General features: G+C 43.1%; 15 protein-coding genes. 14 read left to right on the top strand and 1 reads right to left on the bottom strand.

All coding sequences use genetic code 11. The annotated features are described in order from the left end of the window. Positions 1 to 35: 35 nt before the first annotated feature. From B3C94_RS07550 to B3C94_RS07575, 6 genes are all read left to right on the top strand, one after another. The gene (locus B3C94_RS07550) at positions 36 to 2,432 is read left to right on the top strand and encodes a glycoside hydrolase family 2 TIM barrel-domain containing protein (protein WP_293901388.1); all 2,397 of its coding nucleotides are present in this window, start codon (positions 36 to 38) and stop codon (positions 2,430 to 2,432) included. A gap of 88 nt (positions 2,433 to 2,520) precedes the next feature. Beyond that, the gene (locus tag B3C94_RS07555) at positions 2,521 to 5,637 is read left to right on the top strand and encodes a SusC/RagA family TonB-linked outer membrane protein (protein WP_293901391.1); all 3,117 of its coding nucleotides are present in this window, start codon (positions 2,521 to 2,523) and stop codon (positions 5,635 to 5,637) included. 12 nt (positions 5,638 to 5,649) lie between these two features. Beyond that, positions 5,650 to 7,428 (top strand): RagB/SusD family nutrient uptake outer membrane protein, encoded by a 1,779-nt coding sequence (locus B3C94_RS07560; RefSeq protein ID WP_293901394.1) that lies wholly within the window; start codon positions 5,650 to 5,652, stop codon positions 7,426 to 7,428. 67 nt (positions 7,429 to 7,495) lie between these two features. Then, complete coding sequence (locus B3C94_RS07565) at positions 7,496 to 10,006, top strand: L-rhamnose mutarotase (protein WP_293901397.1); 2,511 nt, start codon at positions 7,496 to 7,498, stop codon at positions 10,004 to 10,006. Between the two features lies 1 nt (position 10,007). Continuing rightward, entirely contained in the window at positions 10,008 to 11,102 is a 1,095-nt protein-coding gene (locus B3C94_RS07570) for a Gfo/Idh/MocA family protein (protein ID WP_293901400.1), read from the top strand. Then, positions 11,099 to 12,679 (top strand): sodium:solute symporter family transporter, encoded by a 1,581-nt coding sequence (locus B3C94_RS07575; RefSeq protein ID WP_293901403.1) that lies wholly within the window; start codon positions 11,099 to 11,101, stop codon positions 12,677 to 12,679. Before B3C94_RS07570 ends, B3C94_RS07575 begins: the two co-directional genes overlap by 4 nt. Before the next feature lie 5 nt (positions 12,680 to 12,684). Here the strand turns inward: B3C94_RS07575 and B3C94_RS07580 are convergent, their stop codons facing one another. Then, positions 12,685 to 13,461, bottom strand: coding sequence for an IclR family transcriptional regulator (locus tag B3C94_RS07580; protein ID WP_293901406.1), 777 nt, complete (start codon positions 13,459 to 13,461; stop codon positions 12,685 to 12,687). Positions 13,462 to 13,841: 380 nt separating this feature from the next. Here B3C94_RS07580 and B3C94_RS07585 point away from each other — a divergent pair, with 380 nt between their 5' ends. The 8 genes from B3C94_RS07585 to B3C94_RS07620 all read left to right on the top strand — a co-directional run bounded on the left by B3C94_RS07585 (position 13,842) and on the right by B3C94_RS07620 (position 23,690). Then, positions 13,842 to 15,005: an ABC transporter substrate-binding protein gene (locus B3C94_RS07585; RefSeq protein ID WP_293901409.1), complete on the top strand. Its 1,164-nt coding sequence runs from the start codon at positions 13,842 to 13,844 to the stop codon at positions 15,003 to 15,005. Further along, complete coding sequence (locus B3C94_RS07590) at positions 14,998 to 16,149, top strand: CaiB/BaiF CoA transferase family protein (protein WP_293901412.1); 1,152 nt, start codon at positions 14,998 to 15,000, stop codon at positions 16,147 to 16,149. Before B3C94_RS07585 ends, B3C94_RS07590 begins: the two co-directional genes overlap by 8 nt. Before the next feature lies 1 nt (position 16,150). After that, positions 16,151 to 17,293, top strand: a complete 1,143-nt coding sequence (locus tag B3C94_RS07595) for a CaiB/BaiF CoA transferase family protein (protein ID WP_293901415.1) — start codon at positions 16,151 to 16,153, stop codon at positions 17,291 to 17,293. After that, positions 17,286 to 18,512, top strand: coding sequence for an extracellular solute-binding protein (locus B3C94_RS07600; RefSeq protein WP_293901418.1), 1,227 nt, complete (start codon positions 17,286 to 17,288; stop codon positions 18,510 to 18,512). The genes B3C94_RS07595 and B3C94_RS07600 overlap by 8 nt, the downstream gene beginning before the upstream one ends. Next, positions 18,500 to 19,585, top strand: coding sequence for a Gfo/Idh/MocA family protein (locus tag B3C94_RS07605; RefSeq protein ID WP_293901421.1), 1,086 nt, complete (start codon positions 18,500 to 18,502; stop codon positions 19,583 to 19,585). The genes B3C94_RS07600 and B3C94_RS07605 overlap by 13 nt, the downstream gene beginning before the upstream one ends. Before the next feature lie 53 nt (positions 19,586 to 19,638). Then, positions 19,639 to 20,091 carry a MaoC/PaaZ C-terminal domain-containing protein gene (locus B3C94_RS07610; RefSeq protein WP_288809038.1) on the top strand — a complete coding sequence of 151 codons (453 nt, stop codon included), beginning with the start codon at positions 19,639 to 19,641 and terminating at the stop codon, positions 20,089 to 20,091. An 11-nt stretch (positions 20,092 to 20,102) separates the two neighbouring features. Beyond that, entirely contained in the window at positions 20,103 to 21,398 is a 1,296-nt protein-coding gene (gene fucP / locus B3C94_RS07615) for an L-fucose:H+ symporter permease (protein ID WP_293901428.1), read from the top strand. A 132-nt stretch (positions 21,399 to 21,530) separates the two neighbouring features. Next, entirely contained in the window at positions 21,531 to 23,690 is a 2,160-nt protein-coding gene (locus B3C94_RS07620; protein WP_293901431.1) for a trehalase family glycosidase, read from the top strand. Positions 23,691 to 23,703: the final 13 nt, after the last annotated feature.

Here is a 23,703-nt window from a genome sequence, read left to right on the forward strand (position 1 = left end):
CAATGAAAGTAGTGCTTATAAATCACCATTTAAATATGAAGTTACGTTATTTTATTTCCATGCTCATTTTATTGCAGCTTCAACTTGTATCTGGACAGGGACGTGCCACAATCAGCTTTAATGAAAACTGGCATTTTACGTTGCAGGATCACCTCGGTTTTCGCTTGAACGACGGGGATACCCAAGTTTGGGAATCGGTGGAATTACCCCATGACTGGAGTATCAAAGCTGATTTTTCCGCTAGCTACCCAGCAGGTAATGCCGGTGGAGCATTGCCTGGCGGAATTGGCTGGTATAGTAAGGAGTTTAAGCTACCGACCGCAGATCAGGGTAAAAATATACAGTTGTACTTTGGCGGAGTTTACCGTTATGCAGAAATATGGATTAATGGTGTTTATTTTGGGAAAAAGCCCAATGGTTACCTCTCTTTTATACTGGATCTGACTCCGCATCTTAAATTTGGGAATCAGCCCAACCGGATCGCTATTCGTGTGGACAATAGTAAACAGCCAAACTCCCGGTGGTATTCAGGTTCCGGAATCTACCGTGATGTTTACCTGATCAAGACGGGTGCAGTACAACTCGATGAACAGGAGACTTTTATCACCACGCCCGAGACACATGGTGAATTGGGGCAGTTGAAAGTACTTTCTAAATTGAAGAAGTTGGCGCGACCTAAAGGCGTTGCAGGGAATAAATATCAAATTACAGTATGGGATCCCAAAGGAAATATACTGTTGAAAAAAACAGGTGTTGACAAAGATGGATATATTGATGCATCACTTCAAGTGGAAAAACCACAGTTGTGGGATCCAAAGTCGCCAAACTTATATCGTGTACAACTCGCTCTTTTAAATAAAAATAATACAATTGAAGATCAAATCGAAAAGCGAATTGGATTCCGGACAATTCGGTTTGATGCAAAAACAGGATTTTACCTCAATGGGGAAGCCCTAAAAATCTTAGGAGTCTGCATGCATCATGATTTGGGTGCGTTAGGGGCTGCTTTTAATAAGTCCGCTGCAAAACGGCAGCTTGTGATGATGAAAGAAATGGGCGCGAACGCCATTCGTACTGCGCATAATCCGCCGGCTGAAGAACTACTCGATCTCTGCGATGAAATGGGAATTTTGGTCTATAACGAAGCATTTGACATGTGGAAAAAGCGAAAAAATAAGTTCGACTACCACATTGACTTTCCTACGGAACACCTTAAGGATATTGAAACATGGGTGCGTCGAGATCGTAATCATGCTTCGGTTATTCTATGGAGCATCGGAAATGAAATCCGGGAGCAATTTGACTCCACGGGTATTGCCTTAACGCAAGAAATGGCCAAATTGGTAAAATCTTTGGATCCAACACGCCCCGTTACAGCCGCCTTGACCGAAAATAATTATGTAAAGAACTTTATCGCACAGGCAGAGGCTTTGGATGTACTGGGCTTCAACTACAAACATGAAGATTATGATAAATTACCTGTAGAATTTAAAAATATACCGCTGTTGGCATCAGAAACTGTTTCTGCCTTACAGACTAGAGGGGTGTATGACAAATTGCAAGATACGATTCAGCTGTGGCCAGCATCATCAAAGGACAAATATGTCGTCAATGGTAATCCTGATTTTACGGTTTCGGCCTATGATAATGTTGCTGCCTATTGGGGTACAAGCCATGAGAAAGCCTGGCTAGCGGTTAAGAACCGTCCTTTTTTGGCGGGAACATTTGTCTGGACCGGCTTCGATTATCTTGGGGAGCCTGTTCCTTACCCTTATCCTGCAAGAAGCTCTTATTATGGTATTGTTGATCTTGCTGGTATTCCCAAAGATGTGTACTACATGTATCAGTCTGAATGGACAAACCAGGATGTCCTTCATCTTTTACCGCATTGGAATTGGAAAGCTGGCGATAGTGTAGATGTATGGGCCTATTATAATAAGGCTGATGATGTCGAACTATTTCTCAATGGCAAGAGTCTGGGAACTTCAGCTAAAACCGGAGATCGTCTGCACGCCAGCTGGAAGGTGCCTTTTGAAAAGGGGGAATTGAAAGTCGTTAAAAAACGAGATGGTAAAGTTGTTCAGGAAACAAGTATGCGTACAGCGGGAGATGCTAATAGGGTAAAAGTCTCCTTAGAACATGAAAAATATGCCACAGGGGAATCCCGTGATCTATACTTTGTCACAGCAGAACTGGTGGATCAGGAAGGAAACTCCGTCTTGCTAAATGATCAGGAAATTGAGTTCATTGTAAAGGGGGATGCGAAAGTTCTGGGAACCGACAATGGATTTCAGGCCGATCTAAGGGGATTGCATCGTCCCAACAGAAAAACATTTAAAGGGAAAGCATTAGGAATTATTCAAAAAATAGCTGATACGCCTTGCACTGTAATAATCCGTTCGGCTTTGGGAGACCAACAAATTATGATCTAAGCACAGTTAGATATTTTTCACGAATGAACAGCTAAATTGACAGTAAAATAATAACCATATTAAACAAATTAAATCTAATAACTCAACTATGAACAAAAACAAGATTAATCTCGGAAAAATGACATTGGGGGCCCCTGCTTCCGGTTCAAAGTATCCGATGTTAATGCTCTTTTGCAGCAGTTTTATACTCGGAAGTCCATTGATTTCCAATGCTGCGTTACATGCCACTACGATTTATAAAGTCACGGTAGATCAGGAAAAAGAAATAAAAGGTAGAGTTACGGATGAGCAGGGAAATCCTATTGTTGGCGCTACTGTAACAGTGGTCAACTCGACGCAGTCTACCTCTTCCAACGCGATGGGAGAATTTACACTTAAAATAACAGGGGATAGTGGCACCATCAAAATCACTTCGATGGGCTATTCGGAAAATTTATTAACAGTAAGAGTTGGGAATAGTGCCAATGTTGTATTAAGAAAAGATGAACAAGCACTGGAGGAAGTCGTTGTCATCGGTTATGGAACGGCCAAACGTCGGGATCTAACCGGCGCCGTAGCTTCCGTTAAATCCGAAGAGATTATGATGACGCCAACAGCCAATGTGATGGACGCCCTTCAGGGAAAGGTCTCCGGCCTAGATATCACTAAATCATCCGGACGTGCAGGAGCCAATGTCGGTGCGAGCCTACGGGGCAATAGGTCTTTCAGTGGTGATAATAATCCGCTCTATATTATTGATGGTATTCCAGGGGATTTTACGAGTTTAAATCCCAGCGATATCGAATCCATAGACATTCTGAAAGATGCCTCGTCGACGGCAATCTATGGTTCAGCGGGTTCAAATGGTGTAATTATTATTACGACAAAACAGGGCAAAGCCGGTAAAGCGATTGTGAATTTTGATTCCTATTTTGGGTATAATGGATTCCCCAAATATCCCCATGGATTGCTGGGAGACGATTATATGAAACTTAAAAGGGAAGCCTATCGGGGTGAGCATGGTAACTATCCGGAATTTGCCAATAATATTTTTAAAAATCCTGCACAGCTAGAGGCTTATGAAAATGGCAAATGGGTAGACTGGATGGACCTGGTTTTAAAAGACGGAATCCAACAGAACTATAGCTTTTCAGTGAACGGGGGGAATGAAAAAACAAAAGCTTTTTTGTCGCTCAACTATAACGATGAAGAAGGCCTTATCAAAAATGATAATAGTAAAAAGTACGCAGTAAGAGCAAATATTGATCATAAACTCTCTGACCTGTTTAAAGTAGGTACGAATTTACAGTATACGTATAAGGATAATAACCAGGCTGCACAAAATGTATTCGGTAACAGTTTGACCTTTTTGCCTTTAGGTGATGCTTTTGATGCCGACGGTAATATCAATCATATTCCAGTGGACGGAGTCACCAACCCTTTATCCGATCAGATTAAGGATCAGTATAAAAATAATATCCTGAACAATTATTTTGCGGGCAATGCCTATCTTGATTTTACGCCGGTCAAAGGATTTTCCTTTCGTTCAATTTTTGGTGCGACGATTGGCTCTCAACGGACGGGAAGATATTTTGGCTCGCAGTCAATTGCAAATCCGGAGGCTGGATTCAAATTGCCTGCAGCTGTTATCATCAATGACAGAAATTACAACTACCGTTGGGAAAATATCCTGAATTATGAATTTAACCTACGTGAAGATCATCATTTTGCGCTTACTGGAGTCACATCATGGTCAAAAAACCAAGCAGAGCAGGCCTATGCGGGCGGATCGGGATTCGACCTTGACTCCTATTCTTTCCACAACCTGAGTGCGGCCACAACGTCTGTAATCCGCTCTTCTTATATTGGTTCACAGTCAATGTCTTATGTAGGTCGGATCAACTATAACTATCAAGGCCGGTACCTGCTATCCATTTCCAGCCGTTGGGATGGTGTTTCTCGATTATCCGAAGGCAACAAATGGGATGTATTTCCAGCAGGAGCTTTTGCCTGGCGTGTGAGCGACGAGCAGTTCTTTGCGCCATTGAAAAGCAAAATATCGGAGTTAAAGCTACGCGCTGGTTATGGTGTCACCGGTAATTCTGGTGGTGTAGGGGCTTACGGTACGCAAGCAGGGGGATATAATGCACCTAAACCGGTAGGTTTTGGTGAAAGTACGCTCGGCCCGGCCTTTATTCTGAATCAACAACTGGCGAATAGGGACCTGGGCTGGGAGAAGTCGTATACGACCAATATTGGTCTCGATGCACAATTTTTGAACCAACGAGCCAACCTGACCATTGATTGGTATAATACTGAAACGAAGGATCTACTCTTTCTGAGAGATATGCCAGCTTCACTGGGCGGCTCCTGGGGTGCCCCTTTCAAGATGTGGCAGAATATTGGTGCAACAAACAATAGGGGCTTTGAACTCGCATTAAATACAAAAAATATTCAGGGAGATAGTTTTATCTGGAATTCAACATTGACTTTTGCGGCGAATAAAGAACGTGTGACCTCACTACCGGGGGGGAAAGACCTGATTTCAAATAACCTATTTCTAAATCAGCCGATCAAAACGTTTTTTGATTATCAATACCTCGGTATTTGGCAGGAAAGTGAAGCGGAGCAGGCGTCCTTATTCAATTCCAAACCTGGTGATATCAAGTTAGCCACCGATGGTACCTTCGATGAGGAAGGTATGCATGCCTACGGAGCCAAAGATAAACGTATTCTTGGATCTGCGGTTCCGAAATGGACCGGTGGATTTCAGAATAACTTCAAGTATCAAAACTGGGACCTTTCGGTCTTTTTAACGGCAAGATGGGGACAGATGCTGTCCAATAACTTGATCACACGTTACGATCCGACAACAGGTGTCGGAAATAGTCCCGACGATATAGATTATTGGACACCAGAAAATCCAGGCGCTTATTTGCCAAGACCAGGATTACATTCCTCGACCAGTGGTTATATCGGGTTTGATGCGTTGAAATACGTGGATGGATCCTATTTCAAGATTCGAAATATCACTTTGGGCTATAGTTTGCCGAAATCATTTATTAAGCGGCTTTCCATGGAACGTTTCCGTTTTTATGCAACCGCTAACAATCCGTTCATCTTTACGAAAAGCGACTTGTTAAAGTATCAGGATCCCGAATCCAACGGTTCGGATAATTTTCCTTTGACCAAGCAGTTTGTTGTCGGATTGAATGTTACTTTTTAATGCCAATATGTTATGAAAATCAACTATTTTAATATACTGTTATGTGCTGGCCTTTTTCTAAATTCCTGTGGTCTTGATGAATATAATCCCTCAGGGGTCACTGTGGATAAAGTCGCAGAAAATAAGGCCGGTTTCGATAAACTAATCAATAGCTGTTATTTTGATTTGCCACGTTATTTCTACGGGCGAAACTTCTTACTTGTTACCGAAGGAGGAACAGATTTATGGACTTCCGATCTCAATTCAAATAACAACCAAAATTATTTAAAATATGCTTCCGGTGGCTCCATGTCCATAGACATGGCTAAGGATTACTGGAATGGTGCTTATGATGCCATCAATTACTGCAACATTGTCATCGGTAGGGTAGATCAGGTCAAAGATTTTTCTAGTGAGCAAGAAAAACTGGAAAAAGTTGCCCAAGCTTATTTTTTAAGAGGATTGTATTATTTCCATTTGGTCGAACAGTTTGGTCCTTGTCCGCTCAATCTCACGGAGACAACTACAGCCAATACTGCCGCCATACGTACACCTGTGTTGGAAATTTATGAAAAATGTATCCTGCCCGATCTGAGATTTGCGGCAGAGCACTTGCCTGTAGGACCTACAGAAGCCGGGCGACCAAGTCAGAAAGCTGCATTGGGTCTATTGGCCAAGGTTTGTTTGCAGACAAAAGAATATAATACCAATCAGTACCTAGGGGAAGCTTTGCAGACGGCAAAAAAATTGATTGATAATCAAGCGAGTTATAATGTGCGTTTGTATGCCTCCTTTATAGACAATTTTAATGCGGTAAATAATAAGAAAAACGCCGAAGCACTTTACCAGATTCCTTATTCTCAGGAGTATGGGTCCACCAACGTATACGATCACAACAATGATTTTAAACGGTTCTATTGTACGCCGACAACATTTGGAGCGATCCAGTCCGCTGGATTTCAAACCGAAATTGGCCGGTGGTCCGGAGGAACATTTATGCCGACTAAATACCTGCTTGATGTATTTAAAAATGATGATAATACTTTAGATCCAAGATATGCGATTTCTTTCCAGACGCAGTGGCTTTCCAATGCTGATTACAATTGGAGCAGGGATGCTATTGTGCAGTTCGATCGTGATGCAAATGCTGTTGCTGTAGGAACTAATCTCCCAAAAGGAGCCTTAGCGCTTAAAGTTTCCCGTGAGGGTGAGACTGGTTATGCGGAAGAAAAAAAGATGCAATTTCAACAACATTACATTTGGCTTGACCTGGAAGATGTATATGGTGTTGATAACAAGGTGAAAATGAAGTATACAAGGACTAATCAGCAGCCTGGGCAGGTGGACAACCCGTTCATTGGTTTCTATCCATCCTTGGTGAAATTTAATTCAGGCTCGTTAATCAGTCCTAAGGCAAACAGCTTTACCAGCGATGCTTATGCTACTGTTATGCGTTTGGGAGAAGTATACCTCATTGCCGCCGAAGCCTCCTTTCACTTAAATGGTGCAAATGGAACAGCCGCTAACTACATCAATGTATTACGCGACCGGGTAGGGGCCAAGCAGATTACTGCTGGAGATATCACTGCCCAGTTTATACTTGATGAGCGTGCTCGTGAACTGTGCGGCGAGTATACACGTTGGTATGACTTGAAACGCATGGGCAAATTGAACCGGTCTTATTTGATGGCGGTCAATCCTGATGTCGGACAATATTTTAAGGATGGTGTACACGGCCTTCGGCCAATTCCGCAAGGGCAGATGGACGCCATTAGTAACCCCGGTGAATTTCTTCAGAATAATGGCTATTAATAGTATTCTTATATGGTTATAAGCCAAGCAGAAACGAAATAGTATGATATTTTAAAATTATTTAAAGATGAAGCAGACAATTCTCATATGGGTTCTTATAGTTTTTTCGCTAGCTGCATTCTCAGCTCAGGGAGGAGAGATCTATGTGGGTAAACAAAGCAACAAGGAACGACGGGATGGCACCCGGGGAGCTCCATTTTCATGTTTGGAGGATGCCCTACGTGAGGCTAGGGAATGGCGACGATTAAACGATCCACGCATGCATCAGGGCATCACAATCTGGATTCAAGACGGACAGTATGTGCCTTCCCAAACAATTTTTATCCGACCTGAAGATAGTGGGACTGCCCAAAGTCCCACATGGATAAAATCAGTGGGCAGAGAAGCTATATTGTCCGGAGGGGTTACTATTGAAGGTTGGCTGCCCGTAAAAAATGACAAGCGATTGGATCCTGCTATTGCCAAATATGTTATGGTGGCAAATGCACCCCAGGTCGGTGGCAAATACCTTTCTTTCCGCCAATTGTGGGTTGGCTCACGTAAGGCGATTCGTGCAGAAAGTCATGATGATGCCCATTTGCCACGGATTATTAATTGGGATTTTAAGAAGCAGGCTGCTATTATTCCTAACGTATTTCCTGAAAAATTTCACTATAAAGCCGGAATGGAATTTTTTATCCATCAATGGTGGGCAATAGCACAGCTTCGTATTCGTGAGACGATTGTTACTAGAGATAGTATCACACTATTTTTTCATGAACCGGAAGGGAAAATTCAGAACGAACATCCTTGGCCAAAGCCATGGCTATCCAAAGAACATGGCAACTCTGCTTTTCGCTTAGTGAATGCGCTTGAATTCTTGGATCAACCCGGAGAATGGTATTTAGATGAAGAAAATCATCAGGTATATTATTACAAAAGACCTGATGAAAATTTAGACCAGTTAGATGTTGTGGCTCCTTACCTGGAGACAATTCTGACAATGCAAGGTACATTAGAGACGCCTGTTAGCCATGTGTATATCGAAGGGTTGAAATTTCAGCATAGTGCCTGGTTAAGACCTCATTATTACGGTCATGTTGCTTTACAGGCAGGTATGTATTTTTTGGATGCGTATAAATTAGCTAAGCCGGGGACTGTTGATAAAGCTGGGCTGGAAAATCAGGCTTGGTTGGGTCGGCCGCAAGCTGCGGTTCTACTTAGTCATACCGCGTTTACGAAAATTTCTGCCTGCGATTTTGCCCATTTGGCCGCGACAGGCATAGACTATCGGGCGGGCAATTTAAAAGATAGTTTAAATGGAAATCTATTTCAGGATATTGGCGGATCCGGAATATTGCTCGGTCAGTTCTCAGACGAACAAATGGAAGCACATTTGCCTTTTCAGCCCAACAACGAGCGTATCTTGACCGATGGTGTTGTCGTCAGCAACAATCTAATCCAAGATATTGGAAATGAGGATTGGGGAACGGTGGGGATTGGCGCTGGATTTGTCCGCAATGTAGCTATTACGAACAATGAATTGCTGGATCTTCCGTACACAGGAATCAGCTTGGGCTGGGGCTGGACACCTACAGTCAATGCTATGCGAAATAATCGTGTTTTAAAAAATAAGATCACACGTTATGGCAAATACATGTATGATGTAGCTGGTATTTACACTTTATCGGCACAACCCGGAACAAAAATTCAGGAAAATTATATTGATAGCATCTATGTGTCACCTTATGCGCATATTCCTGATCATTGGTTTTATCTCTATACCGATGAGGGTTCTGCCTATATGAATGTCAGCAACAACTGGTTCCCATCTAATAAAATATTGCAAAATGCCAATGGGCCGAGTGTTGAGTGGATAAAAAATGGTCCCGATGCGGATGCCTGGGTCAAAGACGAAGCAGGTATCGGTCTGCGTTATACCTATTTGTTGCCTGAAAAACGATCAATTCCTAAAAATGCATCTTTCAATGCCTATATTCCTTTTACCAAACCTGTTTTTTTCCAGATCTATGATCCGCAACAGAAATTGACAACACAAGCAATCAAAGGATTTTTGGCAAAAGAAGGAGTGGGTGCTGAACAGATATATCGATGGAACGATTACACGCTAGTGATGACGAGTGATGAGATTGGTAAAAAATTAGCGAGTGCGTGGATTGCTCATTATCCTGAGGTTGAATACAAGTTGTTTACCGATCTGTTCTACGACTTTGACCGAAGCCGCTGTGCTGGTAAAAAAGAGATTGATACAGATTTTGTGCTACTGACCGCCCAATTGATCGATGATAAGAAAGGACAGGAGGCCTATTACAACGCACATAAAACACAATTTAAAGAATGGCCCGAGGTTGCGGCAGGTTTCTGTAACGCTGGATTTGAAGAAGTGCTCGTCTATCGCAATGGGCGTCAGCTGATGTTATATATTTCTTTTCCAAAAGGACAGGATTTTAAAACAATTGATCCGTTGACAACAAAGGATAATCCACGAGTTGTGGAGTGGAACAAACTCATGAGTTCCTATCAGGAAGGTATTCCCGGAACCCAAAAAAATGAAACATGGATTTTTTATAAACAGTAAAATGGAAAATATACAGCAGTTAAAATTAGGAATTTTAGGATTAGGTGAGGGGCGCAGTACGATGTCAGCCGCATTGCAAAGCCCTCACATCGAATTGGTCAAGATTTGCGATCTGAATGAAGAGCTTGGGCGCAAGCGGATGAAAGAGTTTGACTTTCATGCTTATACCAATGATTATCAGGTCATGCTCGATGACGAGAATATTGAAGCCATTGCCATATATACTCCGGATCATCTACATGCGAAGCACATCGAGCTAGCATTGGCGCATGACAAACACGTCATCTGTACCAAACCTTTTATCGATAATCTTGCCGATGCCAACGCTTTATTGGAACTCGCAACTCAGAAAAATAAACGTGTTTTTGTCGGACAGAGTTCCCGTTTTTTTGAACCGGTAAAAAAGCAAAGAGAAGATTTTGACGCTGGACTTATTGGTGACTTAATTACGATCGAAGGTTATTATCATGCTGATCACCGCTGGTTTTTGGATAAACCTTGGTCTTTGCAGTCTTCTTTCAAATGGCTTTATGGAGGATTGAGCCATCCGGTTGATTTCATCCGCTGGTACCTCCCCAATATTGAAGAGGTGATGGGCTATGGCATGTTGAGTGCTAATGGGAAAAAAGGGGGGCTTCAAAATGTTGATACGATGCATTTTATTTTTAAAGCCGAAGATGGACGGGTCGCCCGTGTGAGCGGGGCGTATACGGGTCCTGTACAGCCTGTTACACGAGATAGCGAAATGAGCTGTATTCTAAGAGGGACAGAGGGGGCGAGCCAGGCTGACTATATGGACCTTCGTTATGCGATCACAGATAAAACCGGTGAAGAACGTATGTTGACTTGGGAGCATAAACTAAAACACTATTTCCGTTTTGAAGGAAAAAGCCATCACGCTGGTGAGTATCAAAATTACCTAGAGCATTTTGCAAAAGCCATACGTACTGGAGAGGAAGCCTATCCAGATATGAAAGAAGGTATCGGGACAATAGCTTTATTGCAAGCTATGGATGAATCATTGACAACAGGAAAGCCTGTCCGTCCAAAAGAACTGCTGGAAAGATATGGTGTCGACTTGAGCTTAGGAAGATGAACAGTATCTTAGACAAGTTAACCATTTACGACTATTGCATCGTCGTAGCCTATTTGTTAGCATTACTGACAATCGGCCTCTTGTCATCTCGTAAAAAGGTAGAAGGGGCAGAACACTTCCTAGCTAGCAAATCCTTAAGCTGGTACAGTATTGGCTTCAATATGTGGGCGACCAATGTTGGACCATCTATGCTGCTCGCTTTCGCTACAGTAGGTTATACAACAGGTATCGTCGCAGTCAATTTTGATTGGTATGCTTTTATCTATTTATTTTTGTTAGCGGTGGTGTTCGCACCCCGCTATATTGCTACTGGAGTACGTACCTTACCCGAGTTTATGGGCAAGCGGTTTGGTCCAAATACGCAGACTATTCTGGCTTGGTATTCATTGGTAAAAATGCTTATTTCATGGTTGTCGTTGGGACTGTTTGCTGGCGGATTTTTAGTGCGGCAGATTTTAGGTATTCCAATGTGGCAATCGGTTACTGTTTTAGTCTCCCTAGCTGGTCTGTTTGCGTATACGGGGGGATTAAAGACAGTTGCTAAAATCAATATCTTTCAGATGATCTTGCTGATCGCCGTGTCGGCATTTTTGACTTTTCTGGGACTGTCCAAAATCGGAGGGTTAAGTGCTTTGGTGCAGCAGACTCCCACTAGCTATTGGTCATTGATTAGACCTGCGAGTGATCCAGATTATCCCTGGTACGCCATCGCCTTAGGATATCCAGTGGCAGCGATCGCTTTTTTCTGTACGGATCAAGCCATGGTACAATCCGTCTTGGGAGCCAAAAATCTTGAACAAGGTCAACTAGGAATTAATTTTATCGCCTGGCTAAAGATACTCTCTCTACCACTGTTTATACTAACCGGTATCATCTGTTCGGTTTTATTTCCGGGACTTAAAGACCCATCACTTGCTTATATGACGATGGTGACTAACCTGTTTCCTACAGGCCTGAATGGATTGGTAATCGTGGTGTTAATTGCTGTATTGGTGGGAACCATAGGTTCGTCGCTTAATTCCTTGAGTACGGTGTTCACCATGGACATTTACCTCAAGCATATTCGACCAAAAGCAAACAATCAGCAGATTACGCAGATAGGGCGATATACAGTTATTGTGGGCTGTTTAACTTCGGTTTTCGTCGCACTGGCGATTGATCAGATTAAAGGACTTAATCTTTTTGATGTGTTCCAATCTATCCTTGGATTTATCGCGCCCCCCTTAGCGGTCGCTTTCCTGATGGCTGTATTATGGAAACGGACTAATCGAACGACCATCAATACCATTTTAACCTTTGGAGCCTTACTAAGTTTGGGTACAGGAATATGTTATCTTTGGATATTTCCTAAAGATGTCTATACTTTTTGGCCGCATTACTTGATGCTTTCATTCGGTTTGTTTGTTCTATTGTTGCTTATTGGAATTGGTGTATCGTTGCTCGTCCCAAAATCAGCTTACGAATTAACACATCAAGATATGGTTGATATCAGGATGGAAACACCGAGTAATCGGGTCAAAATTGCTTGGGGAATGCTGTTTGTCGTCATGGTATTGTTGTACACCGTGTTTAAGTAGCCTTTTCACCTCAACCCGAGATTGGATTCAATTTGTGATCTGCATTTTTTTAGGCTTGTTACAATGTCCTCCGTAGACACGGTATGCTCAGTTTGACGTCGGATGAGTTTTGAAACAGTGAGACAGGCGATGGTGCCTGTTTCGCTGGTTCCTATAGGGACAGAAATATCGATGATGCCCTCTGCGTAAGCACTAGGCATCTCATAAAATCCCTTAATTCTAATATCGTCCAAATCACGGTCGAATTGTTGGCGATCTGCTTTCTTCAAACTCCGGTAATAAGGATCAGCCTCTAAAATGGATTTTCTTTTTTCGGTCTCGGAAAAACTTAGAAGGAGCTTGCCTGAAGCTGTTTGTGAACTATTGTATAACTTCCCCTCTTCAACAACGATGCTGATGGGGGAAGATCCTTTGGCATAGGCAATTACCATGACTTGATTGTCGTAAATCACACAGAGGTGACATGGATCCTTAATTTCGTTGGAGCTCTCCTGCATTGGCAATAAAGACGTTGCCCTTAATTTCTCTATAAAGGAATGACGGTGCGAAAGATAGTACAATTTCAGTGAAAGCGAATATTTGGATGAAATTGGGTCACGATGAATATAACCGTTGGACTCCAGCGATGCAAGCATCCGATAGATCTCATTGGGACTTCGATGTAAACCCAAGGCGATCTCGGATTGTGATTGTGCAGTGGGTTGTAAGGCCAGAAATTCCAGAATCTGCAATCCCTTTTCGAGCGCTGGCGCTTTATATTTGTCGGAGCTATTTGATGTCATAAAATGTTTTGCTTACAAATGATCGGGCTAAAGATAGAAAAAGTATTTGAAGCGGCGTTTTAGCTCCTCAAAAAAACAGGTTAAATTTTTATATTCAAATATTGTATTTATATTTGAATATTATAGACCGCTTTTTTCATTGCGAAAAAGCATTAGAAGGGAAAAAGATTATAAACATATTTAATACCAACATTAGATTAGAGTATTGCGCTGCTTAGGCTATATTATCGTGCCTGGTTAGTCAAGAAGAATAGGATAAAAATAGCTACAACTACAATGTTATGTTTTACTGTTTTTGGAGATTGGAATAATTTGAAGTTTGGTAATCAAATGGTTGATAAGGATCTCAACAAGACTACATAAAATAATACATAAATACAATGACAGAGAAAATCCGGTTAAAGGGGATTACCTGGGGGCATACGCGAGGTTTTGTGCCAATGGTTGCAACGGCACAACGTTATGAAGAATTACATCCGGAAGTAGAGATTGTTTGGACAAAACGTACTTTGCAGGAATTCGCTGATAAGTCGGTAACGGATTTAGCCAAGGAATATGACCTGTTGGTGATCGATCATCCGTGGACGGGACATGCCGCTGCTAAGGGGATGTTGGCTCCATTTGATGATTATCTGTCCACGGAGTTTTTGGCCGGTCAACAGGCGAATAGTGTTGGGAAGTCTTATGAAAGCTACAACTTTCTAGGCAAGCAATGGGCCTTGGCTACAGATGCGGCGACACCAGTGGCTGCAAGCCGCCCTGATATTTTACGTTCTCTAGGTGTGGCGCTCCCTCGTACCTTTGAAGAAGTCTTGGCCTTAGCTACAGCAGGACGGGTTGGATTTTCACTGTTGCCGATTGATTCTTTGATGCACTTTTATGGTCTTTGTTGTTCTTTGGGCGAAGAACCTTGCCAAAACGACGAAAAAGTAATCAGCGAAGTTGTTGGGGTTCAGGTCTTAAAATTATTCAAATCACTTGCGGATGAATTGGATGCTGGATTTTATGAGAAAAATCCATTCAAAGTGTTCGAAGAAATGACGCAGCGGGATGAAATTGCTTATTGTCCATTTGCGTATGGTTATTCCAATTATTCGCGAACTGGTTATGCCCGTAAAGTATTGCATTTTCATGATTTAGTGTCGTTAAACGGTACGCCAATGATTAGCACACTGGGTGGTGCGGGATTGGCAGTATCCTCTCAGAGCAAACATATTGCTGTGGGTATGGATTACGCCCGATTTGTTGCTTCACCAGAAATTCAGGCAACATTATATGTCGAAAATGGTGGTCAGCCGGGACATTTAGGTGCCTGGGAAGATGAGCAAGTCAACGCCTATACGGCCGACTATTTTAAAAATACCCTGCCTACATTGGAGCGTGCCTACCTGCGCCCGCGTTATGATGGTCATCTGTATTTTCAGGATCATGCCGGTGATATTGTAGTTGACTATCTCAGACAGGGCGGGGATGAAATTGCCGTATTAGAAAAGATGAACAAGATGTATAGGGAATCATTAGTGGACAGAGAAGACAATGGATAATAAACCACTGGAAGGACTTTTAGTTCTCGAGTTTTCACAATTTATGGCAGGGCCAACCGCTGGCCTGCGGTTGGCTGATCTCGGTGCCCGAGTTGTCAAAATTGAGCGTCCCGGCACCGGAGAAGGCGGACGACAGATTGCGATTAAAAATATTTTTGTAGATGAGAGCAGCCTGGTGTTTCATACCATTAATAGAAATAAAGAATCGTATGCGGCCAATTTGAAAGACGAAAATGATCTGGAAAATATTAAGAAATTAATCCGTCAGGCGGATGTAATGACACATAACTTCCGTCCGGGGGTGATGGAAAAGATCGGTTTGGATTATGAGAACGTACGGAAAATCAATCCAAAGATGATCTATGCCACAGTAACGGGCTACGGGAATGAAGGTCCCTGGGCAAAAAAACCAGGGCAGGATTTACTTGTGCAGTCGCTTTCGGGACTTTCTTGGCTATCGGGCTGTGCGCAGGATGGACCAGTACCTTTTGGATTGGCTGTGGTCGATATGTATTGCGCGACACATCTGACACAAGGTATATTGGCGGCATTGTTGAAACGTGCCCGTACCCAACAGGGCGCTCTTGTTGAAGTCAGTTTGCTTGAATCTGTGTTGGATATGCAGTTTGAAATGCTGACCACACATGTCAATGATGGACGTAAGTTGCCACAGCGCTCGGCTGTCAGAGGAGCAGGCCATGCTTATTTAAGTGCGCCCTATGGACTTTATAAGACACTAGATGGTTATCTAGCTTTGGCTATGGGCAACGTGGGACATATTGCAGAAACAATAGGTCTGTCTAGTGAGCCTTATCAAGATGCTTCAACCTGGTTTTCGCGACGTGATGAAATATTGGAGGCCTTTGCTATGGTATTGTGCCAGAAGACCACTAGCGAATGGGTATCCCGTTTGGAATCGGAAGGGATCTGGTGTGGTGCAGTCAACGATTACCATCATTTTTTTGAGGAGCAAGGTTTTAAGGAGACAGGGATGTTGCAGGAAGTCAGTTTACAAGACGGTACCGCACTAACCACCACCCGTAGTGTTTACCAGATTGATGGAAAGCGTTTATATGCGGACAAACCTGCACCAAAAGTGGGTCAGCATACCGCATCAATTGTTCACGATTATTTAGAAAATTAATATGTTACCATTAGCAGGTTATACTGTAGTCGACTTTAGTCAATTTTTATCCGGCCCATTAGCAAGTTTACGGCTAGCCGACTTAGGCGCGCGGGTTATAAAAATAGAAAAACCGGAGACGGGTGATATTTGCAGGCAATTATATACCTCTGATACGATATTGAATGGTACTTCAACAGTGTTTCATGCCATTAATCGGAATAAAGAAAGTATGGTTTTGGATTTGAAAAGCGAATCCGACAAACAGATCATACGTGATTTAATCGCGCGGGCAGATGTGGTGCTGCACAATTTTCGTCCAGGTGTCATGGAACGTTTGGGCTTTGACTATGCAGGTGTCCGAGAGATCAATCCGACAGTGATTTATGGAGAGATCTCGGGATATGGAAAAGAAGGTCCCTGGGTTAAGCGACCTGGTCAGGATCTATTATTGCAATCGCTTACTGGGATGACCTGGTTGAGCGGCGACGCCAATAATGGTCCAGTGGCCATGGGACTTTCCATTGTGGACATGTTTGCCGGCTCTAACCTATGTAGTGCCGTATTGGCTTGCCTGTATCGTCGTGCGATGCAACAGACGGGGGCACACGTGCATGTCAGCATGTTGGATTCTGCTGTGGATATACAATTTGAGGCCGTCACAACCTATTTTCGTGATGGTAAATTGTTACCCCAACGTAGCGAGGTGAGCAATGCGCATGCTTATTTGGCGGCGCCATATGGCGTGTATCGTACCCAAAATGGTTTTCTGGCGCTTGCTATGGGCTCTATTCCTTTTCTCAGCAAATTATTAGATTGCACAGCGCTGGAAGGCTTCGCGGACGGTGAACAGGCTTTCCGCGAAAGAGATACCATTAAAGAGATATTAGCGGTACACTTGGCAACAGCATCTACGGAGCATTGGTTAGCGATCTTGGAAGCAGCTGACATCTGGTGTGCAGATGTATTGGATTGGCGCCGTTTGACCGACCACGATGCTTTTAAAGTGCTAGACATGCTACAGGAAGTAACGATGGGCGACGGCTTCCGTTATGAGACCACCCGTTGTCCGATTCGCATCGATGGCGAGCGGTTGACCGCGACAAAGGGCTCGCCCAAACTAGGTGAGCACACCGCTAAAATACTGGGGGAACTGTATGGATAAATTACGTTTTGCTGTGCGGAAATTTGAACCTTTTGAGCGTGCCATGGAGAAATGTTGGGCGGCTTATCAGGAGCTATATCCATCGGATATGAAGATAGAGTTTGTTCCATTAGATTTAGAGGAATTGACAGCAGCCTTCTTTGAAAACCAAGGCCTTTATAATGGTGATTGGGATATTGTCCATATCAATACCGATTGGATCGCACGTGCTTACGAAACGAAAGGTTTAGCTAATCTCGATCTTATGCTCGATCAATATCCACCCGAAGAAGTGGAGTGTGCATGGTCCGAAAGTTTACAGGCTTTACAACGTTTTGATGGACAAGTGTTTGGTTTACCTTTTCATGATGGTCCCGAATGCTTGGTCTTTCGGAAAGATCTGTTCTATGATCCACAGGAGCAGAGCCGTTTTCACGCGCTTTACGGAAAGCCTTTGGCTGTTCCGACAACCTGGACTGATTTTTTAACCGTTGCCACATTTTTTACCCGTCCGGAAGATAACCTGTACGGAACCGTGTTTGCCGGTTATCCGGATGGACACAATGCGGTATTCGATTTCTGTATTCAACTTTGGTCCCGTGGAGGTGATTTGCAGCAAGGAGAGATACCTGTTAAGCTGGATCAGCCATTGGCTGTAGAAGCATTGGATTTTTATAGAGGGTTATTTAAAGAGAGTAGGGGATTGCACCCCGAATCGGCCAATTATGAATCCGTGCAGGCCGGTGCCGCCTTTGCGCGGGGAGAAGTAGCCATGATGGTCAATTGGTTTGGATTTGCATCCTGGGCACAAATTGATGCGGCGTCGGCAGTGCAAGGTAAGGTAGATGTAGCAGCCATTCCTTCGGCAGAAGGGGGAATGTCCCCTTCATTAAATGTGTATTGGTTGTATGCAATCCCAGAAGGTAGTCGTCATAAGCAGTTGGCTTATGACTTTATACGTTTTGCAGTCGGATGCCAACAAGATAAGCTGCTTACTGTCGAAGGAGGAGTAGGCTGTCGTTACTCCACCTGGTATGATTCCGAAATCAATCAGATGATACCCTTTTATAATAAATTGGCTGAATTGCATGATAATGCACGTACATTACCGCGCTTGGCCAACTGGCCGCAGATTGCACATATCATTGATGAGACCGTCATAGCAGCGATTAATTCCGAGGAGAGTAGTCTTTCATTATTGACCAAAGCACAGAAAAAACTAAATACATGGATAGGATAGATATTCAATATAAAACCATATTATCCCAAACGTCTTTGCCCATTATTATTATCGGAGCGGGCGGTATAGTGAAAGATGCACATCTCCCTGCTTATCGTAAAGCAGGCTTTCATGTGCATGGTATTGTCAATCGTACAAAGACGAAAGCAGAAGCATTGGCACAGGAGTTCGGTATTCCGAATGTGTACGATACGGTGGCGGATGCCGTTGCGCAGGCACCCGAAAATGCGGTGTATGATATTACGACTATGCCGAATATCTATGTCGAAACCTTAGAGACTTTACCCGATGGAGCAGCGGTATTGATCCAAAAGCCGATGGGCGATTACTATGTCGATAGCCAGGCAATCTTGGAGGTCTGCAAGCGCAAGGGTTTGGTGGCTGCGATCAATTGTCAGTTGCGTCAGGCGCCTTTTGTCAATGCTGCTCGTTGGCTGATCGATCAGGGCTACATCGGCGAACTCTACGATATGGAGGTGCGCGTAGCTGTGCATACCCCTTGGCAGCTTTTTCCACACGTGATGGTGCATCCGCGTTTGGAAATACTGTACCATAGCGTGCATTATATAGACCTGATCCGTTCTTTTTTGGGTACACCGGCATCGGTTTATGCCAAGACCTTGAAGCATCCAGCCAAAGAACTATCTTCGAGCCGGACAACCTTGTTATTTGATTATGGGGATACTATGCACGCGGTGGTTAATACCAATCACGACCATGAATTTGGATCGCACAACGAAGAAAGTTACATCAAATGGGAAGGGACTAAAGGAGCGATCAAAGCTACGATGGGCTTATTGATGGATTATCCGCACGGCGTGCCCGATGTATTTGAATATTGCATCAAACCGACCGACGGTAGTAAGCCGCAGTGGGTACAATTCCCGATCGAAGGGACTTGGTTCCCCGATGCCTTTATCGGTAGCATGGGTAGCTTGATGCGCTTTAAACTGGGCGAAATTGCTGTGTTACCGGCGGCGGTGGAGGATGTGATCGAGACCATGGCCGTCGTGGAGGCTGCTTATAAAAGCAGTGCTCAGGGCGGTGTACCTATCGTAGAGACTAGAAAATAAAGATTGGAGATCAGCGAGTAGGAACTAGAGGTTATAAACATAAATTAAACAATATGCATTTTGAATCGATTTTTTTTGAAGACTATATATTAAACGACAAACGGACGACATTGGGCCGTACGATTACCGAAACAGATTTTGTTGTTCATGCTGGACATACAGGCGACTTTTTTCCACATCATCTCGATGCGGAATGGTGCAAGACCCAACCTTTTGGACAGCGCATCGCGCACGGAACAATGATCTTTGCGATTGGTATCGGACTGACGGCCTCAGTTATTAATCCGGAAGCATTTTCCAAAGGCTACGATCGCCTTCGTTTTGTCAAGCCTGTGTTTATTGGCGATACCATCCACGCTGAGGTGACTATTTCTGAAAAATCCGATGCAAAAAAGCCTGAATTTGGTACTGTAGTGGAGCATGTTGAAATTATCAATCAACATGGTGAAGTGGTGTTGGTCGCAGACCATATCCTGCTAGCAAAACGCAAGGAAGTTTCAATTTAACCTATCATCACATGGAAATTGGTACAAAATCATCAATCAAGCTAACAGAGGCATCGTCTAATAAGGGCTATCTTCTTCCGTTTATTCTGATTGTCAGCCTGTTTTTCTTATGGGGTATGGCCCATAATTTAAATGGTGTGCTGATCCCGCATTTGAAAAAAGCCTGTCAGTTGAATAACAGCCAATCGGCACTGGTTGATACATCCGTATTCTTCGCTTACTTCATTATGGCACTACCCGCAGGTTATATATTACGCAAGTGGGGATATAAGTTGTCTATTATTCTCGGACTGCTGACTTTTTCCGTCGGCGCATTTTTATTTATCCCTGCGGCAGATCACCGGATGTATGAGCTCTTTTTACTGGCTTTATTTATTATTGGTTGTGGACTAGCTTTATTAGAAACAGCGGCTAATCCTTATGCTGCAGTTTTGGGTAAGCCCGAAGCAGCAACACATCGCCTTAATTTGGCGGCCTCCTTTAATGGATTGGCGGCAATGGTCGCTCCAGTGGTAGGTACGACCTTTATTTTGTCGGGTACGAGCTATTCAGAAACGGAATTGTCGGCTATGACAGAAAGCAATCGCCTGGCATATCTGCTCCATGAAGCGTCTTCCGTAAAAATGCCTTATTTGATATTAGGTTTAATCCTGTTAGTTGTAGCATTTATCTTTTTGTTTATAAAACTTCCTGAAATTCAAAGTGAAAAGGCAGAAAGAGAGACGAGTGAAAAGTCGGGATTATTTGCTGTACTTCGACACAAGCATTTGAGTTTTTCTGTGATCGCGCAGTTTTTCTATGTTGGAGCACAGGTTTGTGTAACCAGTTTTTTTATTCGTATGGCACAGCAGGGAGCAGGTGTCGATGAGAAGACTGCGGGGTATTTTCTAGGTGTATATGGTTTGCTCTTTATGGGCGGACGTTTCGTCGGTACCCTATTGTTGCGTTATACGACAGCCCAGCGTTTATTAGCTATTTATGCTGTTTGTTGCGCTATATTGGCAACTGTAGCCATTTCGGGTACAGGTATGGTCATCTTGTATGCGCTAGGTGGACTTGGTTTCTTTATGTCAATTATGTTTCCTACGATTTTTTCTTTGGGTATTGCTGGACTCGGAGACGAGACGAAACAAGCCTCTTCCTGGTTGATTATGTCAATTGTCGGCGGAGCCGTATTTCCTTTTGTGACCGGAAATATTATTGATGCGCTGGATGATAATACGCAGATTGGTTATAGTGTACCTTTGGTCTGTTATCTTGTTATTTTATGGTTTGCACTGAAAGGATATAAAACGGCAAAAGGCTAAGTTGTGTCTCATCGTATATTTTAGTGAGCAACTGAAAAAAATATAGCGCGTGTTTTACTAGTGAAAAACACATATAACGCCGAAGTTAACGTTGGTTTTGGTGTTAGTGAATTGATTAATAATGATTCGAATATGAATAAAATTATTTTAATTATAGGTTGTTTAATTGCAACAACGACAGCATTTGCACAACAGGTAAGTACCTGGATCTGGTATCCTGGAGATTATGAAGTGTGGTTGAGCAACAACATGCAAAATCGCCGTACGGACAGAGGAACCTTCTTTCCACCGTTTTGGAAGATGGATAGTCACTATGTTCTTGTCGAGTTCAGTAAAGAATTTGATTTGCCTGCTGATGAAGAAATCAGTATTTATGCCGAAGGCAAATATAATGTCAAGATCAACGGGAAAATGCTTCCAGGGACACCTGCTAAAGTGCATCTTCAAAAGGGAAAGCAAAAAATCAATATTAAAGTTTACAATCAAGGAAATGTTCCCGCGCTGTATGTTGCAGGAAAAAACGTAACGACAGATAGCGATTGGAACGCAACCTATGAAGATAAGGAATGGATTGACGAGACAGGTAAAGCGTCTGATCAATCTGGAACAAGCTATGTTAAGGCCGGTAAATGGAACTTTAACGGACCAACAGCTCGACCATCTACGTTTAAATTGCCCGTGAAACCACAACAAGCGCTTTCGCAAGAAAAACAAGGTAATGGTATTTTGGTCGATTTCGGAAAAAATACATTTGGTTTTCTTACTCTGCATAAGCTGGTGGGGACAGGTCGCCTGAACATCTATTATGGCGAATCCCGAGAGGAGGCACTTTCGACGAAAACCAGTGAGACCATCGATTTACTTGAGGTACATAATCAACAGCCACAAGATAGTACACTTGATCTATCCAAAGCTTTCCGCTTTGTTTATTTAGAACCCGAAGGATCGGTAAAGTTTGATCAAATATCCATGGAATATGAATACTTACCAGTTGCAGATCGCGGATTCTTTCGTAGTTCCGATAATGAATTAAACAAGATATGGGATGTTGCCAAATATACCATGGAACTAACCACACGTGAGTTTTTTATTGATGGTATCAAACGTGATCGATGGATCTGGAGTGGTGACGCCTATCAATCGTATGCCATGAATTACTATTTGGGTTTTGATTCCGAAGCTGTCAAGAGAACTATTTTAGCGTTACGGGGTAAAGAACCGACGATCAGCCATATCAACACCATTATGGACTATACCTTCTATTGGTTTTTGAGTATCGCCGATTATTACCGTTATACCGGTGATAAGGAGTTTATAGCCGGTATTTATCCACGTATGAAAAGTCTGATGCAGTTTTGTTTGGATAGAAGAAATAGCGATGGTTTGATGAAAGGTTTAGCTGGCGATTGGGTATTTATTGACTGGGCCGAAGGTCTCAGCAAGCAAGGGGAAGTGAGCTTTGAACAATTATTGCTGTGCCGCAGTCTCGAAACCATGGCAATGTGTGCCGATTTGGTTGGCGAGCCGAAAGACAACCAACACTATCAACAAGAAGCTCACCAACTCAAAGATAAGCTATTTGCCTATTATTGGAACGATCAGAAAAAAGCCTTTGCACATAGCCGTATTGATGGTAAGCAAACCGATAACGTGACACGCTACAGCAATATGTTTGCGATTTTCTTTAATTATCTGAACGAACAGCAACAGGCAGGCGTGAAGGCTAATGTCTTGTTAAATGATCAGGTACAACAGATTACCACGCCTTATATGCGTTACTACGAACTTGAAGCTTTGTGTGCACTTGGTGAAAAGGACTATGTGATGAAAGAAATGAAAGACTATTGGGGCGGTATGCTAAAACTTGGTGCGACGACCTTCTGGGAAGAATTTAATCCAGCAAAAAAAGGAGCCGAGCACTATGCGATGTATGGAAGAGATTTTGGTAAGAGCCTTTGTCATTCGTGGGGAGCAAGCCCGATCTATTTGCTGGGCAAGTATTATCTTGGTGTACAACCAACGGCTGCGGGTTATTCGCAGTACGAAATCAAGCCCTATTTGGCATCCTTAGCGTGGATGGAGGGAAAAATACCAACACCAAAGGGTGAGATTGAACTTTACGTGTCGAAAAACAAGATCAAGGTAAAATCACCTGTTGGAACAGGGACATTAAAACTGCGGAGCAAGGTTGTTCCACGCGTGAAACACGGTCAAGTAAAACATATCTCAGGAAACGACTATGAGCTCGTTTTGGAAAAAGGAATAGCATATGAAGTCGATTACAAATACTAGGTTATATAAAAAA

The sequence above is a fragment of the Sphingobacterium sp. UBA5670 genome, assembly GCF_002420705.1.
In the GTDB taxonomy this organism is placed as follows: Bacteria; Bacteroidota; Bacteroidia; order Sphingobacteriales; family Sphingobacteriaceae; genus Sphingobacterium.

Coding starts and splice junctions, on each gene's coding strand:
- B3C94_RS07595 (WP_293901415.1), top strand. CDS start 16,151: ATGTTACCATTAGCAGGTTATACTGTAGTCGACTTTAGTCAATTTTTA.
- B3C94_RS07560 (WP_293901394.1), top strand. CDS start 5,650: ATGAAAATCAACTATTTTAATATACTGTTATGTGCTGGCCTTTTTCTA.
- B3C94_RS07605 (WP_293901421.1), top strand. CDS start 18,500: ATGGATAGGATAGATATTCAATATAAAACCATATTATCCCAAACGTCT.
- B3C94_RS07550 (WP_293901388.1), top strand. CDS start 36: ATGAAGTTACGTTATTTTATTTCCATGCTCATTTTATTGCAGCTTCAA.
- B3C94_RS07620 (WP_293901431.1), top strand. CDS start 21,531: ATGAATAAAATTATTTTAATTATAGGTTGTTTAATTGCAACAACGACA.
- B3C94_RS07590 (WP_293901412.1), top strand. CDS start 14,998: ATGGATAATAAACCACTGGAAGGACTTTTAGTTCTCGAGTTTTCACAA.
- B3C94_RS07600 (WP_293901418.1), top strand. CDS start 17,286: ATGGATAAATTACGTTTTGCTGTGCGGAAATTTGAACCTTTTGAGCGT.
- B3C94_RS07585 (WP_293901409.1), top strand. CDS start 13,842: ATGACAGAGAAAATCCGGTTAAAGGGGATTACCTGGGGGCATACGCGA.
- B3C94_RS07570 (WP_293901400.1), top strand. CDS start 10,008: ATGGAAAATATACAGCAGTTAAAATTAGGAATTTTAGGATTAGGTGAG.
- B3C94_RS07565 (WP_293901397.1), top strand. CDS start 7,496: ATGAAGCAGACAATTCTCATATGGGTTCTTATAGTTTTTTCGCTAGCT.
- B3C94_RS07580 (WP_293901406.1), bottom strand. CDS start 13,461: ATGACATCAAATAGCTCCGACAAATATAAAGCGCCAGCGCTCGAAAAG.
- fucP (WP_293901428.1), top strand. CDS start 20,103: ATGGAAATTGGTACAAAATCATCAATCAAGCTAACAGAGGCATCGTCT.
- B3C94_RS07555 (WP_293901391.1), top strand. CDS start 2,521: ATGAACAAAAACAAGATTAATCTCGGAAAAATGACATTGGGGGCCCCT.
- B3C94_RS07610 (WP_288809038.1), top strand. CDS start 19,639: ATGCATTTTGAATCGATTTTTTTTGAAGACTATATATTAAACGACAAA.
- B3C94_RS07575 (WP_293901403.1), top strand. CDS start 11,099: ATGAACAGTATCTTAGACAAGTTAACCATTTACGACTATTGCATCGTC.